At 74.1% G+C, this 18,774-nt stretch carries 15 protein-coding genes; 5 read left to right on the forward strand and 10 right to left on the reverse strand.

The window, feature by feature from the left end:
• Window positions 1-99: 99 nt before the first annotated feature.
• The 4 genes from pstS to mshD all read right to left on the reverse strand — a co-directional run bounded on the left by pstS (window position 100) and on the right by mshD (window position 5,897).
• The gene (gene pstS / locus CP968_RS18165) at window positions 100-1,239 is read right to left on the reverse strand and encodes a phosphate ABC transporter substrate-binding protein PstS (protein ID WP_150519012.1); all 1,140 of its coding nucleotides are present in this window, start codon (window positions 1,237-1,239) and stop codon (window positions 100-102) included.
• 245 nt (window positions 1,240-1,484) lie between these two features.
• Window positions 1,485-2,441 carry a CHAD domain-containing protein gene (locus CP968_RS18170; protein ID WP_150519013.1) on the reverse strand — a complete coding sequence of 319 codons (957 nt, stop codon included), beginning with the start codon at window positions 2,439-2,441 and terminating at the stop codon, window positions 1,485-1,487.
• Complete coding sequence (locus CP968_RS18175; protein WP_189828825.1) at window positions 2,422-4,722, reverse strand: RNA degradosome polyphosphate kinase; 2,301 nt, start codon at window positions 4,720-4,722, stop codon at window positions 2,422-2,424. The genes CP968_RS18170 and CP968_RS18175 overlap by 20 nt, the downstream gene beginning before the upstream one ends.
• Before the next feature lie 245 nt (window positions 4,723-4,967).
• A complete protein-coding gene (gene mshD, locus CP968_RS18180; RefSeq protein ID WP_150519014.1) occupies window positions 4,968-5,897 on the reverse strand; it encodes a mycothiol synthase in 930 nt (309 codons plus the stop codon).
• A 182-nt stretch (window positions 5,898-6,079) separates the two neighbouring features.
• Between mshD and CP968_RS18185 the strand changes: the two genes are divergently transcribed.
• The gene (locus CP968_RS18185) at window positions 6,080-7,900 is read left to right on the forward strand and encodes a bifunctional metallophosphatase/5'-nucleotidase (RefSeq protein WP_150519015.1); all 1,821 of its coding nucleotides are present in this window, start codon (window positions 6,080-6,082) and stop codon (window positions 7,898-7,900) included.
• Between the two features lie 97 nt (window positions 7,901-7,997).
• Here CP968_RS18185 and CP968_RS18190 read toward each other — a convergent pair whose 3' ends face one another.
• Window positions 7,998-8,825, reverse strand: a complete 828-nt coding sequence (locus CP968_RS18190; protein WP_150519016.1) for an alpha/beta fold hydrolase — start codon at window positions 8,823-8,825, stop codon at window positions 7,998-8,000.
• 187 nt (window positions 8,826-9,012) lie between these two features.
• On the opposite strand from CP968_RS18190, the gene CP968_RS18195 reads away from it, so the two are divergent.
• Both CP968_RS18195 and CP968_RS18200 read left to right on the forward strand, forming a co-directional pair.
• A complete protein-coding gene (locus CP968_RS18195) occupies window positions 9,013-9,597 on the forward strand; it encodes a TetR/AcrR family transcriptional regulator (RefSeq protein WP_150519017.1) in 585 nt (194 codons plus the stop codon).
• Between the two features lie 87 nt (window positions 9,598-9,684).
• On the forward strand, window positions 9,685-10,557 hold the full coding sequence (locus CP968_RS18200; protein WP_150519018.1) for a phosphatidylinositol-specific phospholipase C: 873 nt from the start codon (window positions 9,685-9,687) through the stop codon (window positions 10,555-10,557).
• Here the strand turns inward: CP968_RS18200 and CP968_RS18205 are convergent.
• The 5 genes from CP968_RS18205 to CP968_RS18230 form a co-directional block, all read right to left on the reverse strand.
• The gene (locus CP968_RS18205; RefSeq protein WP_150519019.1) at window positions 10,537-12,009 is read right to left on the reverse strand and encodes a sensor histidine kinase; all 1,473 of its coding nucleotides are present in this window, start codon (window positions 12,007-12,009) and stop codon (window positions 10,537-10,539) included. The two genes, CP968_RS18200 and CP968_RS18205, sit on opposite strands and share 21 nt — an antisense overlap.
• On the reverse strand, window positions 12,006-12,737 hold the full coding sequence (locus tag CP968_RS18210; RefSeq protein ID WP_150519020.1) for a response regulator transcription factor: 732 nt from the start codon (window positions 12,735-12,737) through the stop codon (window positions 12,006-12,008). Before CP968_RS18210 ends, CP968_RS18205 begins: the two co-directional genes overlap by 4 nt.
• Window positions 12,738-12,877: 140 nt before the next feature.
• Window positions 12,878-14,137: a S1C family serine protease gene (locus CP968_RS18215; RefSeq protein ID WP_150519021.1), complete on the reverse strand. Its 1,260-nt coding sequence runs from the start codon at window positions 14,135-14,137 to the stop codon at window positions 12,878-12,880.
• 125 nt (window positions 14,138-14,262) lie between these two features.
• Window positions 14,263-15,285 (reverse strand): LacI family DNA-binding transcriptional regulator, encoded by a 1,023-nt coding sequence (locus tag CP968_RS18220; protein ID WP_150519022.1) that lies wholly within the window; start codon window positions 15,283-15,285, stop codon window positions 14,263-14,265.
• 24 nt (window positions 15,286-15,309) lie between these two features.
• Complete coding sequence (locus CP968_RS18230) at window positions 15,310-16,161, reverse strand: response regulator transcription factor (RefSeq protein ID WP_229885942.1); 852 nt, start codon at window positions 16,159-16,161, stop codon at window positions 15,310-15,312.
• A gap of 486 nt (window positions 16,162-16,647) precedes the next feature.
• Between CP968_RS18230 and CP968_RS18235 the strand changes: the two genes are divergently transcribed.
• Window positions 16,648-16,902 carry a MoaD/ThiS family protein gene (locus CP968_RS18235; protein ID WP_150519023.1) on the forward strand — a complete coding sequence of 85 codons (255 nt, stop codon included), beginning with the start codon at window positions 16,648-16,650 and terminating at the stop codon, window positions 16,900-16,902.
• Between the two features lie 10 nt (window positions 16,903-16,912).
• The gene (locus CP968_RS34890; RefSeq protein ID WP_483030221.1) at window positions 16,913-18,679 is read left to right on the forward strand and encodes a hypothetical protein; all 1,767 of its coding nucleotides are present in this window, start codon (window positions 16,913-16,915) and stop codon (window positions 18,677-18,679) included.
• Window positions 18,680-18,774 lie beyond the last annotated feature (95 nt).

Raw genomic sequence — 18,774 nt, forward strand, 5'->3', positions numbered from 1 at the left:
CTGGCGGCGGTGCACCGGATTCCCCCGGGTGGAGGGGAAGGGCCCCGTGGCCGGTCCGCTCCCCGGACGGGGGGAGCGGACCGGCCCTCGGGGTCGGGACTAGGACAGCGCGGCGACGGCCTCGCGGACCTTGGCGTTGATCTCGGCCGGGATCGGCGCGTAGCCGTTCTCCAGGAGGACCTTCTGGCCCGCGTCCGAGGAGGTGTAGTTCAGGAAGGACTTGACCGTGGGCAGGGTCTCGGCCTTGTTGCCCTTGTCGCAGACGACCTCGTACGTCACCAGGACGAGCGGGTAGGCGCCGTCGGCCTTGGTGGTGTAGTCGAGCTTCAGGGCCAGGTCGGAGCCGGTGCCGGAGACCTTGGCGGCGGCGATGGCCTTGGAGGCGTTCTCACCGGTGGCCGCGACCGGGGCGGCGGCGCCCGTGTTCAGGTCGACCGTCTTGATGCTCTGCGAACTGGCGAAGGAGAGCTCGAAGTAGCCGATCGCACCGTCGACCTGCTTGACCTGCGCGGCGACGCTGGCGGAGCCGGAGGCGGACTGGCCGCCCGGGGCGGCCCACTTCTTCGCGGCCTCGTGCGGCCAGGCGTCGGGGGCGGCTGCCTTCAGGTACTTGGTGAGGTTCTCGGTGGTGCCCGAGTCGTCGGAGCGGTGGAAGGCCTGGATGGGGGTGGAGGGAAGCGTGACGCCGGGGTTCAGCTTCTTGATCGCCTCGTCGTCCCACTTCTTGATCTTGTCGTTGAAGATGTTGGCGACGGTGGCCGCGTCGAGGTTCAGCTTGTCCACGCCGGCGACGTTGAAGCCGAGGGCGATGGGGCCGCCGACCATCGGCAGGTCGATGCCCTGGCCGCCGGTGCAGATCTTCTTCGACTCCTCGACCTGCTCCGGCTTCAGCGCCGAGTCGGAGCCGGCGAAACCGACCGTGCCCTGGTTGAAGGCGACGATGCCCTCGCCGGAGGAGGAGGACTTGTAGTTGACCTCGACGCCGGAGCAGGCGGCCATGTAGTTCTTCACCCAGAGCTCGATCGCGTTCTTCTGCGCGGAGGAGCCCGACGCCAGGAGCTTGCCCTTGGCGCCGTCGCACTTGATGTCGCCCGCGGCGGCCGCGGAGGGCTTCCCGGAGGCGGAGCCGCTGTCCTTGGTGTTGTCGTCCGAGCCGCACGCCGTGAGGACCAGGGCGCCGGACACGACGAGAGCCCCGAGGGCGGAGGCACGAAGCCGGTTCTTGCGCTGAAGCTTCACTTTCGGGTGTTCCTTCCAGAAGCCGCCGGCCGCTTTCTGTATCGGGGCGGCGTGCGAAGAGGACTACGTCGGTGTGCACGGGGGAGCTGCTCGACGGGCGGGCCGTTCGCACCGTGCACAGCCGAAATTAGTCAGATCAGGTGAAGTGGCCGACCGGGGAGAGTGAACGGACGGTGAACCGTGGCGGACGACCCGGTGCGCTCGGGTGCGCACGCGCCCGGATGTCGACGTCCGTTACCCGTCCGTTATCTCGGCGTGATGGCGGGCTCCGGGACCCACAGGTGCCGGAAGGCGGCGCGCGCCGCCTCGACCTCGTGCCGCTGGTCCGCGTGCAGGACGCCCAGGGCGTACGCCGTGGCCGGGGCGATGCGCGGGGTGCGGGCCGCCGTCGCCGAGGCCGCCGCGGCCTCGGCCGCGGCGCGGTGGCGGTCCAGGGCCTCGCCCGCGGCCGCCGCCCGGGCCACGTCCTCGCCGAGCGCCTCCCGGGCGTAGCGGTGGACGCGCAGGAGCCGGCGCACCTCGTGCCACGGCCCGTCCTGGTCCGTGTCGTACGGGTGCGCGCCCCCGGCCGGCGGCAGCGCCGCGACCGCCGCCGACAGGCGGGTTTCGGCCACCGCCGCCAGCGGCAGGAGGACCTCGGCCACCCGCCCCCGGGCCGCGACCGCGTCCAGCGGCACCTCCGAGGCCAGCACCGCCACCGCGTCCGCCACCGCGTGGAAGCGGGCGGAGCCGAGCGCCTGGAGCGCGGCCGAGTGCGCCCGGGTCCGGGCCAGGGTCAGCTGCCGTTCCAGCAGGGCGCCCGCGCGGGCCGAGCCCACGGTGAGCGCGCCGGCCGTGCCGCGCGGCCCGGGCACCGAGCAGGCCTCCGACAGCCGGTGCAGCGCGTCCATCAGCCGGGCCAGCCGGACGGCGTACGCGTGCTCGTCGGCCAGGGTCGAGGACAGCCACACCAGCTCCGTGCGCAGCCCGTCCGCCCAGCCGGACTCGGTCACCACCCGGAAGGTCGTCAGGGAGCCGCTGATGCGGCGCGCGGCCCCCCGCAGGCCGCGCGCCGCCTCGCTCGCCTCCGCGGCGTCGGCCCCGCCCGCCGCGGTGTCGCCGTGCAGCCGCAGGGCGCGCAGGAACGCGGTGGCCTGGGAGCGCAGGTACGTGCCGAGCACGTCACCCGCGCCCGCGATCGGGTCATGGTTTGGCTGAGCCACGCCGGCGCCTCCGGGCGTCTATGAGCATCTCCTGTACGTGCCGCAGCGGCTGGCCTTCCGCGTCCGTGCTGTGCCGGGTCCACTCGCCGTCCGGGCCCAGGTGCCAGGACGAGGTGAGGTCGGACATCCCGGTTTCCAGCATCCGGTCCAGGGCCGCGCGGTGGGCCGGGTCGGCGACCCGGACCAGTGCCTCGATACGGCGGTCGAGGTTGCGGTGCATCATGTCGGCGCTGCCGATCCACACCTCGGGCTCGCCGCCGTTGCCGAAGGCGAAGACCCGGGAGTGCTCCAGGAAGCGGCCGAGGACCGAGCGGACCCGGATGTTCTCCGAGAGCCCGGGTACCCCGGGGCGCACGGCGCAGATGCCGCGCACCCAGATGTCGACCGGGACGCCCGCCTGCGAGGCCCGGTAGAGCGAGTCGATCAGTGCCTCGTCGACGATCGAGTTCATCTTCAGGCGGACGTACGCGGGGCGGCCGGCGAGGTGGTGGGCGGCCTCCTTGTCGATCCGCCCGATCAGCCCGTCGCGCAGCGAGCGCGGGGCGACCAGCAGCCGTCGGTAGGTCTCGCGGCGCGAGTAGCCCGACAGCCGGTTGAAGAGGTCGGAGAGGTCCGCGCCGACCTGCGGGTCGGCGGTGAGCAGGCCGAGGTCCTCGTAGAGCCGGGCCGTCTTGGGGTGGTAGTTGCCGGTGCCGACGTGCGAGTAGCGGCGCAGCTGGTCGCCCTCCTGGCGGACCACGAGCGACAGCTTGCAGTGGGTCTTGAGGCCCACCAGCCCGTAGACGACGTGGCAGCCGGACTCCTCCAGCTTGCGCGCCCACTTGATGTTGGCCTGCTCGTCGAAGCGGGCCTTGATCTCGACGAGGACGAGGACCTGCTTGCCGGAGTCGGCGGCGTCGATCAGGGCGTCCACGATGGGTGAGTCGCCGGAGGTGCGGTACAGCGTCTGTTTGATGGCGAGGACGTCCGGGTCGGCGGCGGCCTGCTCCAGGAAGGCCTGCACCGAGGTGGAGAAGGAGTCGTACGGGTGGTGCAGCAGCACGTCCCGTTCGCGCAGCGCGGCGAAGATGTCCGGCGCGGACGCGGACTCGACCTCGGCGAGGTCCCGGTGGGTGCCCGCGATGAACTTCGGGTACTTGAGCTCGGGCCGGTCCAGGGCGGCGATGCCGAAGAGCGCGGTCAGGTCCAGCGGGCCGGGCAGCGGGTAGACCTCGGAGGCGTTGACCTTCAGCTCCTGCACCAGCAGGTCCAGTACGCCCGGGTCGATGGACTCCTCGACCTCCAGGCGGACGGGCGGTCCGAAGCGGCGCCGCATGAGCTCCTTCTCCAGGGCCTGGAGCAGGTTCTCGGCGTCGTCCTCCTCCACCTCCAGGTCCTCGTTGCGGGTCACCCGGAACATGTGGTGCGCGAGCACCTCCATGCCGGGGAACAGCTCCTCCAGGTGTGCGGCGATGACGTCCTCCAGCGGGACGTACCGGTGCGGGGAGGCCTCCAGGAAGCGGGAGAGGAGCGGGGGGACCTTCACCCGGGCGAAGTGGCGGTGGCCGCTGACCGGGTTGCGCACGACGACGGCCAGGTTCAGGGAGAGGCCGGAGATGTACGGGAAGGGGTGCGCGGGGTCCACGGCCAGCGGGGTCAGCACCGGGAAGATCTGGTTGCGGAACAGGGTGAAGAGGCGGGCCTGCTCCTTCTCGGTGAGGTCGGGCCAGCGGATGAGGTGGACGCCCTCCTCGGCGAGGGCCGGGGAGATGTCCTGCTGGAAGCAGGCGGCGTGCCGGGCCATGAGCTCGCGCGAGCGGGTCCAGATCAGGTCCAGCACCTCACGCGGCTGGAGGCCTGAGGCCGAACGGGTGGCGACGCCGGTCGCGATGCGGCGCTTGAGGCCGGCCACGCGGACCATGAAGAACTCGTCGAGGTTGCTCGCGAAGATCGCCAGGAAGTTCGCGCGCTCCAGGAGCGGGGTCGTCGGATCCTCGGCGAGCTCCAGCACCCGCTCGTTGAAGGCGAGCCAGCTGCGCTCGCGGTCCAGGAAGCGGCCGGGGGGCAGCTCTCCGCCGTCCTTGTAGTCGTAGGCGTCCAGGTCGGCGTCGAGGTCCGGTTCCAGGTCGACGTGGGGGCGGTGCGCGGAGATGGAGCCTATCCGCGCGTGGGCGCCCGTGACGGCGTTGCCGGGGGTGCCCGGGACGCCGGACGCGCCGGGGGTGCCCGGGGTGGCCGGGGAGGTGTGAGACGGGTGCTGGGCGGGGACCTCGGTGGGGCCCGCGCTGGGCTGGTGGCTCATGACTCCATTCTTCCGCGCACGCGGGAGGACGGGCGCGTCGGACGTGTCGGCCGTCAGTCGGAGGCGGGGCTGCATTCCGGGAGGTTCGCAAGCGCGTCTTAATGCCCGGTTAATGGCGCGTGGCTTCCCGGCTCCGGCTGGCGCACGAGTCGCTCCGCGGGGCGGGAGGGGGGCCGGACGGCGCCCCGGGCGGGCCCGGCCGGGGCGTCGCCGGGTCCGGGGCCCGGGCCCCCGCCCGGCCGGGGTCAGCTTTCCGTGCGGTACATGAGGTCCACCTCGTGGGTGGTGAAGCCCAGGCCCTCGTACACGGCCAGGGCCGCCGGGTTGTCCGCGTCCACGTACAGCATGGCCGTGGGCAGGCCCTGCGCGGCGAGGTGGCGCAGGCCGGTCGCGGTGAGGGCCTTGCCGAGGCCGCCGCCCTGGGCGCCGGGGCGCACGCCCACGACGTACACCTCGCCGAGCCGCTCCTCGCGGTGGACCTTGGTCCAGTGGAAGCCGACGAGCTCCCCGTCGCGTTCCGCGAGGAAGAAGCCGGCCGGGTCGAACCACGGCTGCGCGATCCGGTCGTCGAGGTCGCGCTGCCTGAGGGAGCCCTGCTCGGGGTGGTGGGCGAAGGCGGCGGCGTTCACCGCGAGCCAGGCCGCGTCGTCGGCGCCGGGGACGAAGGTGCGCACGGTCGTGCCGGGCGGCAGCGCCGCCAAGGGCAGCGGGTCCGCGTCCGGGCCGAGGGGGCGGCGCAGCTGGCGCAGTTCGCGGAAGAGGGTGAGGCCGAGCACCTGCGCGAGGTGCCGGGCGGCGGGCTTGCCGCCGTGCGCCCAGACCCGCAGCCGCTTGCCGGAGGCGGCCAGCAGGGCGCTGCCCAGGGCCCGGCCGTGGCCGCGTCCGCGCAGCGAGGGGTGGACGAGGAGTTCGGCCGCGGGGGCCTCGACCGGGTCGGTGTCCTCCAGCTGCCCGTACCCGGCGAGCCGGCCGCCCTCGGTCAGCAGGAGGTGCCGGACGCCCTCGCGCGGGCCGCCGCGCAGCCGGAGCCGGCCCTGTTCGGAGACGGCGGTGGTGCCGTCCGTGCGGGCCGCGTCCTCGATCAGGGCGAGTACGGCTCCGGCCTGTTCCTCCGTCAGCTCGTCGAGGGTCTCAATCTGCCGTCCCGGCTCCAGGGCCGCTGCTGCGTCAGTCATGGCACGAGCCTACGACCGCGCGGGGCGTGCGGAAGGGGGCGGGCCCGGGGGCGGTCCGTCTTCTGCGCGTAACCACCTCGATACCCGTTACCCCCTGTCGTGCTACGCGCGTTGACCATAGGCTTCGGCGCACCTCCCAAAGCTGCACCGCCAGCTGTATCGCTGCCCACGAAGGGGAATAAATGTCAGCGACGCCACAACGGCACCGCCGCACCCGCCGGTTGGTCCTCACCGCCCTCGCCGCCACGGCCGGGGCCGGGGCGATGGTCGCCACCGCACTGCCGGCCGGGGCCGCGAGTGGTGGCGGCCCGGCCGCCAAGAGCCGGACCGTCGATGTGCAGATGCTGTCGTTCAACGACTTCCACGGCACCCTGGAGCCCCCGCAGGGCTCGTCGGGCACCGTGACCGAGCGTCAGGCGGACGGCACCACCAAGGCCATACCGGCGGGCGGGGTCGAGTACCTCGCGACCAGCCTCCGCGAGGCCCGCAAGGGGCACGAGTACTCCGTCACCGCCGCCGCCGGCGACATGATCGGCGGCAGCCCGATGCTGTCCGGGCTCTTCCACGACGAGCCGACCATCGAGGCGATGAACAAGCTCGGCCTCAACGTCTCCAGCGTCGGCAACCACGAGTTCGACGAGGGCAAGACCGAGCTGCGCCGCATGGCGTACGGCGGCTGCCACCCGGTCGAGGGCTGCTACGAGAACGGCAAGGACTTCAACGGCGCCGAGTTCCAGTACCTCGCGGCCAACGTGACGGACGCGAAGACCAAGCGTCCGCTGATGTCCCCCACCTTCATCTGGAAGAAGGGGGACGTGAAGATCGGCTTCATCGGCGTCACCCTGGAGGGCACGCCGGACATCGTCACCGCCGAGGGCGTCAAGGGCCTGAAGTTCGGCGACGAGGTCGAGACGATCAACAAGTACGCGGCCGAGCTGAACAAGCAGGGCGTGAAGTCGATCGTCGCGCTGATCCACGAGGGCGGACTGCCCGCGAACGGCGCGTACAACTACGACTGCGACGCCCCGGGCGCGGGCGCCGGCATCTCCGGTGCCATCGTGGACATCGCCAAGAACGTCGACGCCAAGGTCGACGCGCTGGTGACGGGCCACACGCACCAGGCGTACGCCTGCACCATCCCGGACCCGGCGGGCAACCCGCGCACGGTCACCTCGGCCGCCTCGATCGGCCGCCTGTACACGGACACCACGCTGAAGTACGACCGGCAGACCAAGGACATCGTCCGGACGAAGGTCACCTCGCCGAAGCCGGTCAACAAGCTGGTCGGCCGCGAGCAGGCCAAGGCGGCGGACATGACCGCGCTGATCCGGCGCTGGAACGAGCTGGCGGCCCCGGTCGCGAACCGGCCGCAGGGCTTCATCGCGGCCGACATCCCCGGCCGCGGTTCGCCGGAGTACGAGAAGCCGCTGGGCGACCTGATCGCCGACGCGCAACTGGAGGCCCTGGCCCCGGCCGACAAGGGCGGCGCGCAGCTGGCCCTCATGAACCCGGGCGGCATCCGCTCGGACCTCGCGTACAAGGCCTCGGGTGACGAGGGCGACGGCGTGGTGACGTACGGCGAGTCCTTCACGGTCCAGCCGTTCACCAACATGATGAACGTGGTGGACCTGACCGGCGCCCAGCTGATCACGGCCCTGCAGCAGCAGGTCAGCGGCCCGGTCAACGGGGCGAGCCCGAAGATCCTCCAGGTCTCGAAGGGCTTCACCTACACCCTGGACACGACGAGGGCGGGCGCGGACCGCATCGTCGTCGACTCGGTGCGGCTGAACGGCGCGGCCATCGACCCCGCCCGGACCTACCGGGTCGCGATGAACGAGTTCCTCGCGGGCGGCGGCGACGGCTTCACCGTCCTGAAGGAGCACAAGAACAAGCTGGTGGGCGCGTCCGACCTGGACTGCTTCAACGCCTACCTGACGAACAACTCCTCGCAGGAGGCGCCGATCGCGCCGCCGGCGGCGAACCGGATCACGGTCGTCAAGTAGCACGCCCGTACCACCCGCAGGACGCTTCCCCGGAGGGGCGGCGGGCCCCCGGCCCGCCGCCCCTCCGGCACGTCCGGCCGCTCCCGCGGCCTCCTGCCTACGGCCGCTCCCGCGGCCGCGCGGGCAGGCCGGCCAGGAACGTGCCGACGGCCGCGGCGAAGCCCGCCGGGTCCTGGAACGGGACGAAGTGTTCGGTGTCCAGCCCCGCGTACGAGGTCCCGGGCCGCCGGGCGACCATCGCGTCGGCCTGCTCCCGCGGCAGCGCCTCGCTGCGCAGGCCGTGGACCAGCAGCGCGGGGCAGCGGCTGGCGAGCCAGACGTCCCACTGGGAGCGGGAGGTCCGCTCCAGGGTGGCCAGGACGTCACCGGGGTGGAACGGCAGCCGCCAGCCGCCCCCGGGCAGCGGTCGCAGGAAGGGGCCGACGCCGGCGCCGAGCGCCCCGCAGGCGGCGACGAGCTCCTCGCGGGTCGCGGCCGTGTAGGGCAGGTCGGCGAGGAAGTCGAAGAAGCCGCCGCCGCCCGGGTTCGGGAACTCCACGCCGGCGTCGACGTCGACGAGGGCGCGGACCAGGTCGGGGCGGTCGGCGGCCAGGTGGTAGGCGTTGAGCCCGCCCAGCGAGAAGCCCAGGACGACGACCGGTCCGCCGGGGTCCAGGTGCTCCAGCAGGGCGACGGCGTCGGCGACGTACCCGGCGCGGTCGTGCGTAGGGGCCCGGTCGGAGTCGCCGTGGCCGCGCTGGTCGGGGGCGACGACCCGCCAGGCGTCGCCGAGCGCCCCGGCCAGGTCGGCGAAGTGGGCGCCCTCGGACATGCCGCCGTGCAGGGCGAGCAGCAGCTGTCCGGGGCCGCCGAAGTCCAGGTAGGACAGGGTGCGGCCGTCGATCTCCAGTGCGTGGCGCGTGGCGTTGCCCGGTTCGTGGCGCATGGCGTTTCTCCCCGTTTCATGGCTTTGCGGCGGTCGTCCGGTCGTCTTCCGGCAGCCGTCCGGTGGTCTCCCGGCGGCTCCACCCTGACAGTATTTGGGCAAGCGCGCAATACGTTCGTGTAGGGCGCTTGCCCAAATCCGGGTCGGGGGCCCCGTCGCGCCGTCCCGGCGCGGATACGATCCCGGCATGGGAAATCGCGAGGACCTGCTGGCCGGAGCGCGCCGCTGCCTGGAGGAGAAGGGGTACCTGCGCACGACCGTGCGCGACATCGCCACGGCGGCGCACGTCAGCATGGCCGCGATCGGCTACCACTTCGGCTCGCGCGAGGCACTGCTCAACCAGGCGCTCTTCGCCGCCCTCGACGAGTGGAGCGGGGCCGTCGGCGGGCTGGCCGGCGAGGGGGAGAGCCCCGAGGAGCGCTACGCGGACATGTGGGACCGCAAGGTCAGGAACTTCGGCGAGCTGCGCTGGCTGTGGATCGCCAACGTCGAGGCCTTCGTGCACGCCCAGTCCTCGCCCGAGCTGCTCGCGGCCCTCGCCGCGGGCCAGCGCGCCGCCCGCCCGCAGCTGGCCGCGCTGCTGCGCGGGGTGCCGGAGTCCGAGGTCGCCGCCGCCGACGCGCGGGGGATCGGGTCGGTGCAGATGGCCTTGATGACCGGGGTGATGGTGCAGGCCCTCACCGATCCCGAGCACGCGCCCAACGGTCGTGAAATCGCTTCGGGGCTGAGGGAGTTGGCGGATCTGGTGGAGAACGGAAAAGATGCCGGGTGAATCTCGGACCGATCGCTACCGGTGGGTAGTGTTCCTGTCGCGTGCACGCCATAATCCGCCCATCACTGGGTCGGCGAAAGGGCGGACATGGGACTGGACCGGCGGGCATTTCTGGTCGGGGCACTGGCGGCGGGCACCGGCGCGGCCATCGGACTGGGGGCGGCCCCCGCCTCCGCGCGGGCGCTCGGCACCCAGGACTGGATGGCGGGCCTCGGCGACGGCACGCCGCTCCAGCGGATGACCATCCCCGGCACCCACGACTCCGGCGCCCGCAAGGGCGGCCTCTACGTCGCCTGCCAGAACACCTCGATCGCGCAGCAGCTCGACTCCGGCATCCGCTTCCTCGACGTCCGCTGCCGGGTCACGGGCGGGTCCTTCGCCATCCACCACGCCGCCTTCTTCCAGGACCTGATGTTCGGCGACGTCCTGGTCGACTGCCGCAACTTCCTGGCCGCGCACCCCTCCGAGACCGTGCTGATGCGCGTCAAGCAGGAGTACTCCGAGGAGGGCGACGCCACCTTCCGGGCCGTCTTCGACGACTACCTCGACAACCGCGGCTGGCGCTCCCTGTTCCGCATCGCCGACACCCTGCCCGCCCTCGGCCAGGCCCGCGGCAAGGTCGTCCTGCTCGCCGACAACGGCGGCCTGCCCGGCCTGCGCTACGGCGACGGGAACGTCTTCGACATCCAGGACGACTACAACACCGAGCCGTTCGCCAAGCGAGGCCGGATCGAGAACCACTTCCGCAAGGCCGTCCAGCAGCCCGGCAAGCTGTTCGTGAACTACGTCAGCACCGCCGCCTACATGCCGCCGCGCTGGAACTCCGACCGGCTCAACCCGCAGGTCCACTCCTTCGTCGACGGCGGCGAGCTGGCCGGCCGGACCGGGCTCGGGATCGTCCCGATGGACTTCCCCAACACCCGCTCCGGCCTGGTCGACTCACTGATCCGGCACAACTGACGGCCGCTCCGGCGGGGCCTGGGGCGGCCCGGGCACCGGCGCCGGCGGCGGGGTCGGCGCCCCCGGGAGGCGGAGCACCGCCTCCGTCCCCGGGCCGCCGTCCGCCGCCGCCCGCAGCTCGGCGCCGCCGCCCGAGCGGGCCGCCGTACGGGCCACGATCGACAGGCCCAGCCCGCTGCCGGGCAGGGCGCGGGCCGACGGGGAGCGCCAGAACCGCTCGAAGACGTACGGGAGGTCCTCGGCCGGGATGCCCGGACCGTGGTCCCGTACGGTCAGTTCGCCCGCCCGCAGCGTCACCTCGACCGCGCCGCCCGGCGGGCTGAACTTCACCGCGTTGTCCAGCAGGTTGACCACCGCCCGCTCCAGCGCGGCCGCCTCGCCCCGCACGTACCAGGGCTCCAGCGCCGAGCCGAAGCGCAGCTCCGGGCCGCGCAGCCGGGCCCGGGACAGGGCCGTCCCGGCGATGTCGTGCAGGGCCACGACCTTGAGCGGGTTCCCGGCCCCGGCGTCCGGCCGGGACAGCTCCTGGAGGTCCCCGATCAGTGCGGCCAGCTCCGTCATCTGCGCCTTGACCGAGGCCAGCAGCTCCCTGCGGTCGTCGGGCGGGATGGCCCGCCCGGTCTCCTCGCTGCGCGCCAGCAGCTCGATGTTGGTGCGCAGCGAGGTCAGCGGGGTGCGCAGCTCGTGCCCGGCGTCGGCGATCAGTTGGGCCTGCCGCTCCTGCGAGGAGGCGAGCGCGGCCGTCATCGAGTTGAACGACCGCGACAGGCGGGCGATCTCGTCGTCGCCCTCGTCGGGGATGCGCACGGTCAGGTCCTCGGTCCGGGCGATGTGCTCGACGGCGCCGGTCAGCTCGTCCACCGGCCGCAGCCCCGTACGGGCCACCCACAGGCCGGCCGCGCCCGCCCCGACCACGCCGACGCCGGAGACCAGCAGCAGGACCCACGCCAGCGTGGACAGCGGCTTGTCGATGTCGGCGAGCGGCTTGGCGATCGAGATGCCGAAGACCCCGCCGGACGCGGCCTGCGCGGGCGTCGTGTAGACGCGCATCTCCACGCCCTCGGCGGTCGTCACGTCCTGGAGGGCCGCCGCCCGCTTGCCGGCCGCGATCTCCTTGTCGACGGCCGTGACGGGCAGGGTCGCCGGCCCGCTCACCCAGCAGTGCCCGCCCTGCGCCGTGACGATCTGCACGGTCGCGTTGAGGTTCCCGGCGATGTCCTGCGGCGCCTCGGAGGGCCGGGTCACGCAGCGGCCCACGTCCAGCACCCGTGCCACCTGCGGGTTCGGGTTGGTCGACATCAGGGAGCGGTCCAACTGCTCGCTCAGCTGGGCCCGCACCATCACCCAGGACACCGCCGCCACCGCGGCCACGGCCACGGCCACGGCCACCGTCACCAGCAGCGCCAGCCGCGAGCGCAGCGGCAGGGCGCGGAAGCGGGCCGCCGGGCTCACTCGGGCCCGCTCTCGCCCGCGCGCAGCACGTACCCCACCCCGCGCACCGTGTGGACCAGGCGCGGCTCCCCGCCCGCCTCGGTCTTGCGGCGCAGGTACATCACGTACACGTCGAGGGAGTTGGAACTGGGCTCGAAGTCGAAGCCCCAGACGGTCTTGAGGATCTGCTCGCGGGTCAGGACCTGCCGCGGGTGCGCGAGGAACATCTCCAGCAGCGTGAACTCGGTCCGGGTCAGCTCCACCGGCCGCCCGCCCCGCAGCACCTCCCGGGTGGCGAGGTCCATCCGCAGGTCCCCGAAGGTCAGCACGTCCTCGTGGTCCTGGGCGCCGGGCTGCCGGGCGGCGTACGAGCTGCGCCGCAGCAGGGCGCGGACGCGGGCGAAGAGCTCGTCGAGCTCGAACGGCTTGACGAGGTAGTCGTCGGCGCCCGCGTCGAGGCCGGTGACCCGGTCGCCGACCGTGTCGCGGGCGGTGAGCATCAGGATCGGGGTGACGCTGCCGGTGGCGCGCAGCCGGCGGGCGGCGGTCAGGCCGTCCATCCGGGGCATCTGGATGTCCAGCACGACGAGGTCGGGGGCGTACGAGGCCGCCTTGTCGAGGGCGTCGATCCCGTCGATCGCGGTCTGCACGGCGTACCCCTCGAAGGCGAGGCTGCGGCGCAGGGCCTCGCGGACGGCCGGCTCGTCGTCGACGACGAGGATGCGGGCTTCGCCTTCGGCGGGATTCATGGCGGGCTCCCCCAGGGTGGTCGTGGTCGGTCGTGGCGCGGCCCCCGGTGCGACCGGGTCCGGCGCCGGCGGGCTCCCGTCCAGCGTCGCACGCGCGCGGCGCCGGACCCGCCCGGTACGCGGGCTCCCGCGCCCGCGGGTCAGTACGAGGTGCCGAAGCCGTCGACGGCGGAGCCGTCGGAGCCGCTGTCGGGGGACTGCGAACCGGCGCCGCCGGGGCCGCCCTTGCGCAGCGAGTCCAGGTCGGCCTTGATCGTGTTCACCGGGATCGCGAAGCCGAGGCCGACGCTGCCGGCGCTGGAGCCGCTGCTGGAGGGGGAGTAGATCGCGGACGGCATGCCCACGATCTCGCCGTTCATGTTGACCAGGGCGCCGCCGGAGTTGCCCGGGTTGAGGGAGGCGTCCGTCTGGATGGCCTTGTAGGAGGTGGTGTTCGAACCGGTGTCGCCGTTGAACTGCCGGCCGCCGTACGAGAACGGGAAGCCGCCGCCCTGCTGCTGGCTCTGCGGGGACTGCTGCTCCGACTTCGGGACGTTCACCTCGCGCTCCAGCGCGGAGACGATGCCGCTCGTGACGGTGCCGGTCAGCCGGTCGGGGGAGCCGATGGCGACGACCTGGTCGCCGACCTTGAGGCCGCCGGAGTCGCCGAGCTTGGCCGGCTTGAGGCCGGAGGCGCCCTGCACCTTGATCAGGGCGAGGTCCTTGTCGGGATCGGTGCCGACGATCTTGGCGCTGTACTTCTTGCCGTCGCTCGTCGTCACCTGGACCTGCGAGGCGCCGTCGACGACGTGGTTGTTGGTGACGATCTCGCCGTCCGCGGTGAGCACGATGCCCGAGCCGGTGCCCTGGCCCGAACCGGTGCTGGTGTCGATGCGCACCACCGAGGGGCTGACCTGCTCGGCCACACCGGAGACGGTGCCGTTGCTGGACTGCGAGACGTTGGAGCCGCTGAACCCGCCGCCGGAGCCGCCGGCCGGGTGGGTCACGAACTGCTCGACGGCGGCCGCGGTGCCGCCGCCGATGACGGCCGCCGCGATCGCGACCGCGGCCAGCAGTGCCACCGGCCGCTTCGCGCGGGGCGCGGCCGGGGCCGGGGCCGCGTGGGCCGCGACGCCGTGGGCCGCGCCGCCGCCGAACCAGCGGGAGCCGGAGCCGTGGCCCGCGCCCGCCTCCGTACCGGGCGCCGCCGCGCCCGCCCCGTCCTGCGGGGCCGGGGGCTGGTGCGCCTCGTGCCAGCCGGGGGCGCCGGCGGGCGGGTAGGCGGGCGGCGGCGGGTACGCCCCCGCCGCCGCGCCCTGGTCCGACCGGTCGCGGCCGCGCTGCCAGTCCTCCCCGAAGGGAGCGTGCTGGGGGCGGTTCTCCTGGGGGTACTCGCCTTCGCGGCGGATGCTGTCGGTCATGTCTACGACTGTGACCGCGGATCATGAGAGCTTCCTGAGCCTGGCCTGAGAAGCCCGACAGAACCGTGTATGCCCGATATAAGGGCCGGAGCGGGACGGACCCGGCGCGGTCCGGGAGGGACCGGCTAGCGGCAGCCGCAGGAGCGCCGGATCACCAGGGCGGAGGGGAACTGCTTCAGGCGCTCGCGCCGCGAGCCGCTCACCCGCAGCCCGTCGTCCAGGACGAGGTCCACCGCCGCGCGGGCCATCGCCGGGCGGTCCGAGGCGACCGTCGTCAGCGGCGGGTCCGTCAGGGCCGCCTCCTTGACGTCGTCGAACCCGGCCACGGCCAGCTCGCCGGGCACGTCGATGCGCAGCTCGCGGGCGGCCCGCAGCACGCCGATGGCCTGGTCGTCGGTCGCGCAGAAGATGGCCGGCGGCCGGTCCGGCCCGGAGAGGACCTCCAGGGCCACCTGGTAGGCGTCGTAACGGTTGTACGGGGCCTGGAAGAGCCGGCCCTCGACCGAGCGGCCCGACTCCAGCATGGCCCGCCGCCAGCCCTCGACGTGGTCGGCCACCGGGTCGCCGACCTCGGGGGTGTTCTCCACGCCGCCCAGGCAGGCGACGTACGGGTGGCCGTGCTCCAGCAGGTGGCGGGTGGCCAGCTGGGCGCCGCCGATGTCGTCGGTGACCACCGCGACGTCGTCGATCGCCTCGGGCCGCTCGTGCAGCAGCACGATCCGCGCGTCCCAGGCCTCGATCTCCGACGCGGCGCGCTCGCTCATGCCCTGGCTGACCAGGATCAGGCCCGAGACCCGCATGCCGAGGAAGGCCCGGAGGTAGTGCACCTCGCGCTCGTCGCGGTAGTCCGAGTTGCCGACCAGCACCATCTTCCCGCGCTCGGCGGCCGCCTGTTCGACCGCGTGCGCCATCTCCGCGAAGAACGGCTGCCGGGCGTCCGGGACGATCATGCCTATGAGGTCGGTGCGCCGTGAGGCCATCGCCTGGGCGACCCGGTCCGGGCGGTAGCCCAGGTCCTTGATCGCGGCGAGGACACGCTCGCGCGTGGCCGGGGCGACCGGCCGGGGTCCGTTGTTGATGACGTAGCTCACGACGGCGGTAGAGGTACCCGCAAGTCGCGCCACGTCATCCCGCGTCACCTTGGCCACGCGCGGCAGTCTACGCGGGGTGACCTACCTCTGGGCAGGCCGTCCCGCCGAGTGGCCGCCGACGGCGTCCCGTGCCGGGCGGCCGAGCCCCGCACCGCCCGCGTCGGGCGCCTGCCCGCCGGGCCGGGAGGCGCTCTGGACGGCGCTGCGGGCCGCCGCCTGGGCGGCCGCCTGGGCCGCGGCCTCCGCCGCCGCCCGCTCCACCTTCTCCGGCGTCACGAAGCGGTAGCCGACGTTGCGGACCGTACCGATCAACGACTCGTGCTCGGGGCCCAGCTTGGCCCGCAGCCGCCGTACGTGGACGTCAACGGTCCGGGTGCCGCCGAAGTAGTCGTAGCCCCAGACCTCCTGGAGGAGCTGGGCGCGGGTGAAGACCCGGCCCGGGTGCTGCGCCAGGTACTTCAGCAGCTCGAACTCCTTGAAGGTCAGGTCCAGGACCCGTCCCTTCAGCTTGGCGGAGTACGTCGCCTCGTCGACCGACAGGTCGCCGTTGCGGATCTCCATCGGGGAGTCGTCCGAACCCAGCTGCCGGCGGCCGGTGGCCAGCCGCAGCCGCGCCTCGACCTCGGCGGGGCCGGCCGTGTCCAGCAGCACGTCGTCGATGCCCCAGTCCGCCGTGACGGCCGCGAGGCCGCCCTCGGTGACGACGAGGATCAGCGGGCAGCCGGGCCCGGTGGAGCGCAGCAGCTGGCACAGCGAGCGCACCTGCGGCAGGTCGCGCCGGCCGTCCACCAGGATGACGTCGGCCCCGGGTGTGTCCACGAGGGCGGGGCCCTCGGCCGGCGCCACCCGGACGTTGTGCAGGAGCAGACCGAGGGCGGGCAGCACCTCGGTCGAGGGCTGGAGGGCGTTCGTCAGGAGCAGGAGGGAGCTCACGCCCGACCACCCCGCCCGGTTCCGGCCGGCCGGTCGAGCACCGTTCGCTGGTCCATCACGTCGTTCCTCCTCGGTCCCGTCCCGGGGGTACCTCCCGGCGGTGTGCCGGGGGAGTGCGCGGTACTGCTTCGTACGTCGTGCGTCGTGCCGTCGTGCGCGGCGTCCGGACGGGCCCCGCGCCCTGAGGCCCGGCCGGACACCACCGTTCTTCGTTCGTTCAACGTGCTGAAAGCACAAAAGGACCCGGGGGCAACGTTGCCCGGATCCTCTTCGCAGCAGAATAGCCCACCCGTCGTCGCGTGGCAGAGGCTTCTCACACCCCCAGTTCTGTGGTTCATCCCACGCGCGTGTCCCGCGTATGACCCGTTTTCACCGGATCGGTGGACCCTCGGCGTCCCGGCCGGGCGCGCCGGGACGCGCCGGGGCCGGGGGCGGGAGGGGCCATCATGGAGGCCGACGGTAGAGAGCCGACGAAGAGGAGCTGCAGTGGCAACCGGAACCATCCGCTACTGGGCGGCGGCCAAGGCCGCGGCCAGGACGGCGGAGGAGCCGTACTCGGCGCGCACGCTGGCCGAGGCGCTCGACGCCGTGCGGGAACGCCACCCCGGGGAACTGGCCCGGGTCCTGCTGCGCTGCTCCTTCCTGGTGAACGAAGAGCCCGTGGGCAAGCGCCCGCACGATGCCGTCGAGCTGACGGACGGGGGCACCGTCGAGGTGCTCCCGCCGTTCGCGGGCGGGTGAGCGGAAGCCGATGAGCACCCCCGAAGAACAGCAGCGCCGCCGCCGGGACCCGCGGGCGGACGCGCAGCCGCCCGTGCCGCAGCCGCCCGTGCAGGACGATCCGTACGGGACCCAGACCTGGCAGTCCGACACCTGGGACACCGGCTACCAGCCGGTGCACCCGCCGCTGGGCGCGGTGCCGGGCCAGCCGGTGGCGCCCGAGGGCTGGTTCCGCGACGAGCCCCCCGCCCCGGAGGGCGCGCACCCGCAGCAGCAGCCGCCGTCGTACGGGCAGCCGTCGTACGGGCAGCCGTCGTACGGGCAGCCGTCGTACGGGCAAGCGCCCCACGGGCAGCCCCCGGCGACCCCGGACGGCTGGTCCCGCGAGGAGGCCCCCGCCCCGGGGACGCCGGCCGCCGCCGAGACGGCGTACCTGCCGCCCTACCGTGCCGAGGAGCCCCCGGCCGAGGCCACCGCCTACCTGCCGCCGTACCGGGAGCCGGCCGCGCCCGACGCGTGGTTCCGGGACGGGGCCCCGCAGGCCCCGGCCCAGGACTGGTCGCAGGGCGGAGCGGGCGCGGCCCGGCCGGACGCCCCCGCCGCCGAGCAGACGGCCTACCTGCCGCCGTACCCGGGGCCGGACGGGGTGCGGGCCGGGAGCGGGGCGCACGCGGCGCCGCGTGGGCAGGCACCGGCCGGGGCTCCGGAGCCCGCCGCCGAGCAGACGGCCTACCTGCCGCCGTACCCGGGGCCGGACGGGGTGCGGGCCGGGAGCGGGGCGCACCGCGCCGGTCCGTCCCACGCGCGGCCGGACGGTCCCGGTGCCGCGCCCGCCTTCGGGGCCCGGCCCGAGCCGGCCCCGGCATCCGGACGGCACGGCCGCCCGGCGCACGCCGCCGGGCCCGCGGCCCACGCCGGCCCGGCGGCCGACGCACCCGCACCCCCACCCGTACCCGGGACGCACCCGGGGGCCGGGTCGCGGGGCGCGGACGGGGAGGAGCCCGCGTACTCGCCGCCGACGCTCGCCGGCAACACGCTGCGGGCCGTTGACCCCGCCCAGGCCCGCGCCGAGGGCCGGTCCCCGATCATCGACCCCGGCCCGCAGCCGGCCATACTGACCGCCGCCCTCGGACTGCTGCTGGCCGGCGCCGCCGTGCTCGGCCCGTACGCACTGCTCGTGCCGCTGGTCGCCCTCCAGGCGCTCACGGCGGCGGGCTGGTTCCGCCTCAACGGGATGTGGCCCGCCCGCCAGGGCATCGCGCTCGCCTTCGCCGGGGCCCTGGTCGCCGACGCGGCCGTGCTCGCGGTGGACGGGGCGTCCGGGCCCGCCGCGATCGTCGGCACCCTCGGCGCCTGGGTGCTGCTGACCCTCGTGCTCCAGCTGCGCAGCCACGCCGACCCCGACGAGCGGATGTACGGGCTGATGGCCTCGGTGGCCTCCGCCGCCCTGGCCGTCGTCTGCGCCGGCTACCTCGCCGCCGGCTCCGCCGCCGTCACGGTCGGCGCGGCCGCCGTCGCGGTGGCCGTCTTCGCCCGCGCGCTGCCGCTGCCCACCGCGCCCTCGGTCGGCGTCTCGCTGGCCGCGGCCGCCGGCGCCGGCATCGCGGTCGGCGGACTGACCTCCGTCGGGGTGGGCGGGGCCCTCATCGGCCTCGTCGCCGGGGTGTGCGCCCTGGTCGGGCTGCGGGTGGCGGCGTACGACTACCCGTCGAAGTTCGTGCACATGACGGCCGGCGTGGCGCTGCCGCTGGCAGCCGCGGCGCCCGCCGTCTACCTGATCGGCCGGGTGGTCGGCTGAGACCCGCCCGGTCCCGGGCCGCCGCGCCCGTTGATCCCTGCCCGACACCGGGCATGGTCAACTGGAACGGACGTACGGATCGACGAGCAGCAGGG

It is taken from the genome of Streptomyces subrutilus (genome assembly GCF_008704535.1).
Taxonomy (GTDB): domain Bacteria; phylum Actinomycetota; class Actinomycetes; order Streptomycetales; family Streptomycetaceae; genus Streptomyces; species Streptomyces subrutilus.